Origin of the sequence: Bacteroides sp. MSSM.1001136sp1_RTP21357st2_D2_RTP21359_211015 (genome assembly GCF_040913205.1) — a bacterium.
GTDB classification, from domain to species: Bacteria; Bacteroidota; Bacteroidia; order Bacteroidales; family Bacteroidaceae; genus Bacteroides; species Bacteroides ovatus.
On the sequence record NZ_JBDFVF010000005.1, the window covers coordinates 231,678 to 239,144 of the forward strand.

Annotated in this window: 6 protein-coding genes and 2 tRNA genes; all 8 read right to left on the reverse strand. The window is 43.4% G+C overall.

Annotated elements, in window-relative coordinates; all coding sequences use genetic code 11:
• Window positions 1-204 precede the first annotated feature (204 nt).
• On the reverse strand, window positions 205-696 hold the full coding sequence (locus tag AB5217_RS05855) for a DUF4488 domain-containing protein (protein ID WP_004305582.1): 492 nt from the start codon (window positions 694-696) through the stop codon (window positions 205-207).
• Window positions 697-835: 139 nt separating this feature from the next.
• Window positions 836-2,239, reverse strand: coding sequence for an asparagine--tRNA ligase (gene asnS / locus AB5217_RS05860; protein WP_004297192.1), 1,404 nt, complete (start codon window positions 2,237-2,239; stop codon window positions 836-838).
• A gap of 105 nt (window positions 2,240-2,344) precedes the next feature.
• Window positions 2,345-3,838 carry a pseudouridine synthase gene (locus AB5217_RS05865; RefSeq protein ID WP_004323572.1) on the reverse strand — a complete coding sequence of 498 codons (1,494 nt, stop codon included), beginning with the start codon at window positions 3,836-3,838 and terminating at the stop codon, window positions 2,345-2,347.
• A gap of 73 nt (window positions 3,839-3,911) precedes the next feature.
• The gene (purB, locus tag AB5217_RS05870; protein WP_032844091.1) at window positions 3,912-5,258 is read right to left on the reverse strand and encodes an adenylosuccinate lyase; all 1,347 of its coding nucleotides are present in this window, start codon (window positions 5,256-5,258) and stop codon (window positions 3,912-3,914) included.
• A 141-nt stretch (window positions 5,259-5,399) separates the two neighbouring features.
• A tRNA-Val gene (locus AB5217_RS05875) sits at window positions 5,400-5,474 on the reverse strand.
• A gap of 34 nt (window positions 5,475-5,508) precedes the next feature.
• Window positions 5,509-5,583 (reverse strand) — tRNA-Val (locus AB5217_RS05880).
• 312 nt (window positions 5,584-5,895) lie between these two features.
• On the reverse strand, window positions 5,896-6,450 hold the full coding sequence (locus AB5217_RS05885) for a sugar O-acetyltransferase (RefSeq protein ID WP_032844093.1): 555 nt from the start codon (window positions 6,448-6,450) through the stop codon (window positions 5,896-5,898).
• Between the two features lie 3 nt (window positions 6,451-6,453).
• A complete protein-coding gene (yaaA, locus tag AB5217_RS05890; protein WP_032844095.1) occupies window positions 6,454-7,227 on the reverse strand; it encodes a peroxide stress protein YaaA in 774 nt (257 codons plus the stop codon).
• Window positions 7,228-7,467: the final 240 nt, after the last annotated feature.

Here is a 7,467-nt window from a genome sequence, read left to right on the forward strand (position 1 = left end):
AGTCGCGGACAGACCCTTTGCAAATCTATTTTTTCATTTTCGTTTCTATTTCTACGGACTTTGATTTTGTCCAAAAGTGCTTTGTTTTTATCTTTTATAGAAAAACAGGCACGGATTTTACCAAATAAGCTGTTGTCAGGCATAACCAAACAACTATGCAGCCTTTTGCAAAATCCGTGCCTCCACTAAAAAGTACACGCTCTTTTATCTCACAATATCTTCCGGAAACTTAGCCGGCATTTCCACCCTCTTCCAAGTTTCATAATACCAAGTGTTCAACTCATTTCCATTCAAATCATTCTTGATAAAATATTTCAGATGGAGATAATCATTGTCTTTAATCTCAAATTCCAAAATATTGTCCTGATTGTCCAGCATCGGGAGATGAATGTTCTTCTCGATACTTTCCTTATAAGAATCGTCCGTGAGTTGTTTATAAGTACCATATCCAGTAATAATCGCATCCGCACCGGGAATAATGGTAAAGTTAACGATTTGTCCGTCATCACTCAATACTTTAAATGTATTACTGGGTTTCAACGCTCCCGGAACATCGGGAGATTCGGAGACATAATGGCAGAGCTGCCAAATACCTTTCAAATCGGCCGCTTTGAATTTGGTTTTCTTCTGGGCCGTCGCACCTGTTACCGCTAACAACATTATTGAAAGCATGGTAAAGAAATAGAGCTTTTTCATTGTTGTATTATTTTAGTTAACACTCTCGAATGCGTATTTCCAAATATAAAGATTTATTTTGAGAATACAGCAATTCAGAGCATAAAAAAACTCGCATAACCTGAAGATTATGCGAGTTTTACATAAATATACCGAAATATTAGAAATCAGCATTTCTTGGTGTACGCGGGAACGGTATCACGTCACGGATATTCGCCATACCTGTTACAAACAATAACAGACGTTCGAACCCTAATCCGAAACCGGAGTGAGGACAAGTACCGAACTTACGGGTATCCAGATACCACCACATATCCTTCATCGGGATATGCATTTCTTCAATACGGGTCATCAGCTTGTTATAGTCGGCTTCACGTTCGGAACCACCGATAATTTCACCAATTTTCGGGAAAAGAACGTCCATGGCACGTACAGTCTTACCGTCTTCGTTCTGCTTCATATAGAAGGCTTTGATTTCCTTCGGATAGTCAGTCAGAATCACCGGACGTTTGAAGTGTTCTTCCACTAAGAAACGTTCGTGTTCGGAAGCCAGGTCCACGCCCCAGTAAACCGGGAATTCGAACTTATGTCCTTTCGCAACTGCTTCTTCAAGAATCTTGATGCCGTCTGTATAAGGTAAACGTACAAAATCATCTTTCAATACACCTTGCAGACGTTCAATCAAGCCTTTGTCGAACATATCGTTCAGGAACTTCACATCATCCGCACAGTTATCCAACGCCCATTTCACACAATATTTGATGAACTCTTCTGCCAAGTCCATGTTGTCTGTAATGTCGTTGAAAGCCACTTCCGGCTCAATCATCCAGAACTCTGCCAAGTGGCGGGGAGTGTTGGAGTTTTCGGCACGGAACGTAGGACCGAATGTGTAGATAGCTCCCAAAGCAGTAGCCGCCAACTCACCTTCCAGCTGACCGGAAACAGTCAGACTTGCCTGCTTACCGAAGAAATCATCTTCATAAGAGATAGAACCTCTCTCGTCTTTCTTCAAGTCATACAGGTTCATGGTAGTCACCTGGAACATCTGTCCGGCACCTTCACAATCGGAAGCCGTAATGATCGGCGTATGGAAATAGAAGAAGCCCTTTTCATGGAAGAACTTGTGAATAGCAATCGCCATGTTGTGACGGATGCGGAACACTGCACCGAATGTATTGGTACGCGGACGCAAGTGAGCAATCTCGCGCAAGAATTCCATAGAGTGGCCTTTCTTCTGTAATGGATATGTATTATCGCAAGTACCCAGCACTTCGATTTCACGAGCCTGTACTTCCACTTTCTGTCCGGAACCCACTGATTCTACCATTTCTCCGTTCACGCTGATACAAGCGCCGGTAGTAATCAGTTTCAGCATCTCTTCATCGAAATTAGCCAAATCTACTACGATCTGCAAATTATTTATTGTAGAACCGTCATTCAGTGCGATAAAGTTTACTTGTTTGCTACCTCTACGGGTGCGAACCCATCCTTTCACATTGACCATAGCGCCAATATCTGTGCGCTTCAACAGGTCAACAATTTTTGTTCTACCAATCTTTTCCATTTAACTTTTTCTTTTTAGATACAAGAAGACGAGGTTTCAAATGCAGGATGAATTCTTTCCTGCTTTCTTTCCCCGTCCTCTGTCAAGTTGTTATTTATTGACTTATTACTCAAACGAACCCATGCGGAGGTAGTTTACTTCTGCTTCCGACAGATAACGCCAGTCTCCGCGACGCAGACCTTTTTTGGTCAGTCCGGCGAAGAACACACGGTCGAGTTTTACTACTTTATAACCCAGTGATTCGAAAATACGGCGAACGATACGGTTCTTACCGGAGTGAATTTCGATACCTACCTGGTCTTTCTTGAAATCATCTGTATAGCTGATCGCATCTGCATGGATTTCGCCATCTTCCAACTGGATACCAGCTGCAATCTGCTCCATATCTGCTTTAGTCAGGTTCTTGTCCAGATGAACATGATAAATTTTCTTCTTCAGGAATTTCGGGTGTGTCAGCTTGGAAGCCAGATCACCGTCATTCGTCAGTAACAGTACACCAGTCGTGTTACGGTCCAGACGTCCTACGGGATAGATACGTTCGTTGCAAGCACCTTTCACTAAATCCATTACTGTACGGCGTTCCTGCGGATCGTCCGATGTAGTAACGGTATCTTTCGGTTTATTCAGCAATACGTATACCTTGCGTTCGATGCTTACCGGTTCGTCGTGGAACTTAACCACATCCGAACGTTTGATCTTCGTACCCAATTCCGTTACCACTTCACCGTTTACAGAAACCACACCTGCTGTGATAAATTCATCAGCCTCACGACGGGAGCAAACACCTGCGTTAGCCAAGAACTTATTCAGACGAATCGGTTCATTCGGATCAACGAACTGTTCCTTGTACTCGATCTGTTTCTTTACGCTATACTTAGCGTTCGGATCATAATCGCCGGTACGCGGACGAGGACGATATCCTCCTTGACGATCGTTATTATATCTCGGACGATAACCTCCACCGCCGTTGTTGCTGCGATAGCCGCCACCTTCGCCGTTATTGAAACGGGGACGATACGGACGATCACCACCTTCACGGTTGTAAGAAGGACGTTGAGGACGGTCGCCACCTTCGCCGTTATTAAAGCGGGGACGGTAAGGACGGTCGCCACCTTCACGGTTGTAAGAAGGACGTTGAGGACGATCGCCATAAGACGGACGCTCACCACCTTCGCCGCTATTGAAACGGGGACGTTGAGGACGGTCATAAGAACCACCTTCACGATTGTAAGAAGGACGTTGAGGACGATCATAAGAACCACCTTCGCGGTTGTAAGGACGTTGAGGACGTTCACCTCCTTCATTATTGTTATTGAAGCGAGGACGATACGGACGATCTCCACCTTCACGATTGTAAGAAGGACGTTGGGGACGGTCGCCATAAGAGCGGTCACCGTACGAACGCTGCGGGCGTTCGCCTCCTTCATTGTTGGCATTAAATCGCGGGCGATACGGGCGATCCCCGCCTTCACGGTTGTAAGAAGGACGATACGGACGTTCTCCACCTTCTCTGTTGTAAGACCTGTTACCATCACGGCCGGCACCTGTATTCTCTTCATTGAAAGAATTTTCGCGCCATTCTTCGTTTTCTGTGCTCATTTTTTTATTCGAATAAAATTAGACTTTGGCCTCACGGCCTATTTAAAAACACGTTTATTATATAAGTAAACAATTAAAGCCCCGTATATGTATGGGGAGTGATTGCTCTTAACTCTTTTTTAATATCTTCGCTTACATTCAATTCTTCGATAAACTCTTTAATAGAACTTTCTGTAATAGCCTGATTGGTCCGGGTTAAAGCTTTCAAAGCTTCATACGGATGCGGATAAGCCTCACGGCGCAGAATAGTTTGAATAGCTTCTGCCACTACGCTCCAACAGTTATCCAAGTCACGATAGATAGCTGGTTCGTTCAGCAACAGTTTACGCAATCCCTTCAAAGAACTCTGAATAGCAATCACGATATGACCGAAAGGCACACCTACATTACGCAGCACTGTCGAGTCTGTCAAGTCGCGCTGCAAACGGGAAACAGGAAGCTTCACAGCCAAATGTTCCAGAATAGACGTTGCTATGCCCAGGTTACCTTCTGCATTTTCAAAGTCAATCGGATTCACTTTATGCGGCATAGCGCTCGAGCCCACTTCTCCGGCTTTGATCTTCTGCTTGAAGTACTCCATAGAGATGTACTGCCAGAAGTCACGATTCATATCCACCATAATGGTATTGATACGCTTCATAGCATCAAAAACAGCAGAGAGGTTATCATAGTTCGAAATCTGCGTTGTATATTCTTCGCGTTCCAGTCCCAGTTTTTCTGCAACAAACCGATTGCCGAATTGTTTCCAGTCATATTGAGGATAAGCCACGTGATGCGCATTGTAGTTTCCGGTAGCACCGCCAAACTTAGCAGTAAGCGAACATGCTTTCAACATAGCCAACTGACGTTCGAGACGGTAAACAAATACCATCACTTCTTTACCCAGACGGGTAGGAGAAGCCGGCTGACCGTGAGTTTTGGCAAGCATCGGAATGTTAGCCCATTCTGTCGCATAGGTTTTCAACTGTGCAATCAGCTCTTCAATCAACGGGTAATAAACCTGCTCCAATGCCTCTTTGATAGAAAGAGGAACAGACGTATTGTTAATATCCTGAGAAGTCAGTCCGAAGTGGATAAACTCTTTATAGTCATCCATTCCGCCCATTTTGTCAAACTCTTCTTTCAGGAAGTATTCTACGGCTTTCACATCGTGGTTAGTTACACTTTCGATATCTTTAATGCGTTGTGCGTCTGCTTCGGAGAAGTTACGGTAGATATTCCGTAAAGTTTCAAACACGCTACTATCGATTCCTTTCAATTGCGGCAAAGGAAGTTCGCACAAGGTGATAAAATACTCCACCTCTACCTGTACACGGTATTTAATCAGTGCAAATTCAGAGAAATAAGCTGCCAAAGCTTTAGTTTTGCCTCTATATCGACCATCAATCGGGGATATGGCCGTTAATACATCAAGTTCCATACGTTTTCTTAGATAATTATCAGACTGCAAAATTAACTCTTTTTCCTGAGTTATAAGATAAAAGGAGAAAGAAAGTTTGTATAAAAGAGGTAAGAAATAAAAAAAGTCTCACGAATTTCTTCGTAAGACTCTGTTTTGTAGTGGGCGTTGACGGATTCGAACCGCCGACCCTCTGCTTGTAAGGCAGATGCTCTGAACCAGCTGAGCTAAACGCCCTTGTTAATGAGCCGGAAGTGTTTCGTTTTTTGTGTGGGCGTTGACGGATTCGAACCGCCGACCCTCTGCTTGTAAGGCAGATGCTCTGAACCAGCTGAGCTAAACGCCCGTACACTTCCGTTTCAAAAGCGATGCAAAGGTACGGCATTTTTTGAATTCTGCAAACATTTCATGTATTATTTTTCAAGAAAGTTTTTATCAAATAAAGAAACACTCTGATTATCAGCAAATAATAATAAAAACTTTTTTCTTGCCACTTTCACTTCTTCCGGTTCATCTAATAAACAGAACAAAATAAAGATAGTCGCGCCTCTTTTTCTATCATTAATAATTAAAATAGAATCTGCAGGAAAACGAATTCCCAACAAAGATAGTAACGCAGGAACGCTTAAATCCGGGAAATAACTTTTCCGGTCAAACGTTAAACAAGCTGTTTGCGAACAACACGTGCCGGATTCCCGACTGCCACACTGTCGTCGGGAATATCTTTCGTCACAACGCTCCCCGCCCCTATCACACAGCGATTGCCAATCGTCACGCCGGGACAGATAATAGCACCGCCACCAATCCAGCAGTCTTCGCCAATCGTCACCGGATAAGCATATTCCTTAGAGCCTCTTCTTTCCAGATAATCCATCGGATGATGCGGCGTATAAATCTGTACACAAGGTCCAACCAGCGTATGGGCGCCTATCGTGATATATCCTCCATCCAGGAAAGTGCAATTGGCATTCACAAATACATGTTCACCCAATTTGATTCCGTCTCCATGATCGCAATGGAAAGGCGGGCAGATTATTGAAGTTTCAGGAATCTCCGGTACCAGTTCTTCCAATAATTCCCGATACCCCGCATCATAAGTACTCATTCCCCGCATACGCGCCAGCAGCTTCTTGGCATGCTCAAAACGCACCTGCAATTCCGGCGCAGCCATATCAGCCAACTGGCTACTACGCATCTTTTCTACTTCCGTCATACTTTATATTTCTTTACCGTTAGTAAATACAAACTTCTTTTCATCCGAAAGAGATTCGTTAAATTCGAATCCTTCCCAGGAGAAGCTTTTCAAATCCTCCGGATTTTCGATTCTGTTCTTCAGAATGAACCGCGTCATTTCACCACGGGACATCTTGATATAGATCACTATCGAAACTAATTTCCCGTTCTTCCACACCTGAAATTCGGGAGTAACGACACGCACTTCTCTCTCCACACGTTTCCAATCGAACAAACTTTTCATCTCGTCGCTGGCCAGATTGCAGAGTATGCCTCCCGCTTTCTTTATATCTTCGATGAAAACATCCGTCAGACGGGATTTCCAATAAGAGAACATGGTCTGATTACCCGGTTCCGGCAACACTACGTCTCCTTCCAAGCGGTAGGAACGAATGACATCTAAAGGCCTCAACAACCCATAACAAAAAGAAGTCAACCGCAGATGTTCCTGCGCATATTCAAATTCTTCTTTCGAGAAATCTTTTGCATTCAGTCGCTTGAATACAATTCCGGTATAAGCCAGCAAAGCAGGCAGTTCCGATGTGTCTTCTGCATGAAAAGCCTGATAACGCTTATAATTCTCCACCGCCATCCTGGCATTTATACGCAACAGGCGTTCCAGTTCATCCACCGAAAACTGTGACATCTGCAAAGCAATCCCGGAAGCTTCTTTTTGAAATTGTGGAACTGTCTTCAAAGGTACTTTCACCTTTGAAGTCTCACTCATAGTCTTGGCACAAGATAGAAGTACTAACATTGTTTTATCTGATTTTATCTTTTCAAGAAACAAAAATAAAAAATAAATCACTTCTCTTGCTGATGGATAGACAGATTCTACTTAGTTTCAACCAATAATTAACTTTAATCATTTATTAATAACAAAAACACTCGTAAGCGTCTCCGCGATTCTATCTTGTCGCCCTTTTTTCATTCTTATATTTTTGCTATGTATAAAAATGAAGCATTATGGATTTAGCAGAAAATCGATTTGGAAAAA

What these genes read in the sequence shown, in the direction of transcription:
- AB5217_RS05865 (WP_004323572.1), bottom strand. Translation starts at nt 3,838, where the DNA reads ATGAGCACAGAAAACGAAGAATGGCGCGAAAATTCTTTCAATGAAGAG.
- asnS (WP_004297192.1), bottom strand. Translation starts at nt 2,239, where the DNA reads ATGGAAAAGATTGGTAGAACAAAAATTGTTGACCTGTTGAAGCGCACA.
- purB (WP_032844091.1), bottom strand. Translation starts at nt 5,258, where the DNA reads ATGGAACTTGATGTATTAACGGCCATATCCCCGATTGATGGTCGATAT.
- yaaA (WP_032844095.1), bottom strand. Translation starts at nt 7,227, where the DNA reads ATGTTAGTACTTCTATCTTGTGCCAAGACTATGAGTGAGACTTCAAAG.
- AB5217_RS05855 (WP_004305582.1), bottom strand. Translation starts at nt 696, where the DNA reads ATGAAAAAGCTCTATTTCTTTACCATGCTTTCAATAATGTTGTTAGCG.
- AB5217_RS05885 (WP_032844093.1), bottom strand. Translation starts at nt 6,450, where the DNA reads ATGACGGAAGTAGAAAAGATGCGTAGTAGCCAGTTGGCTGATATGGCT.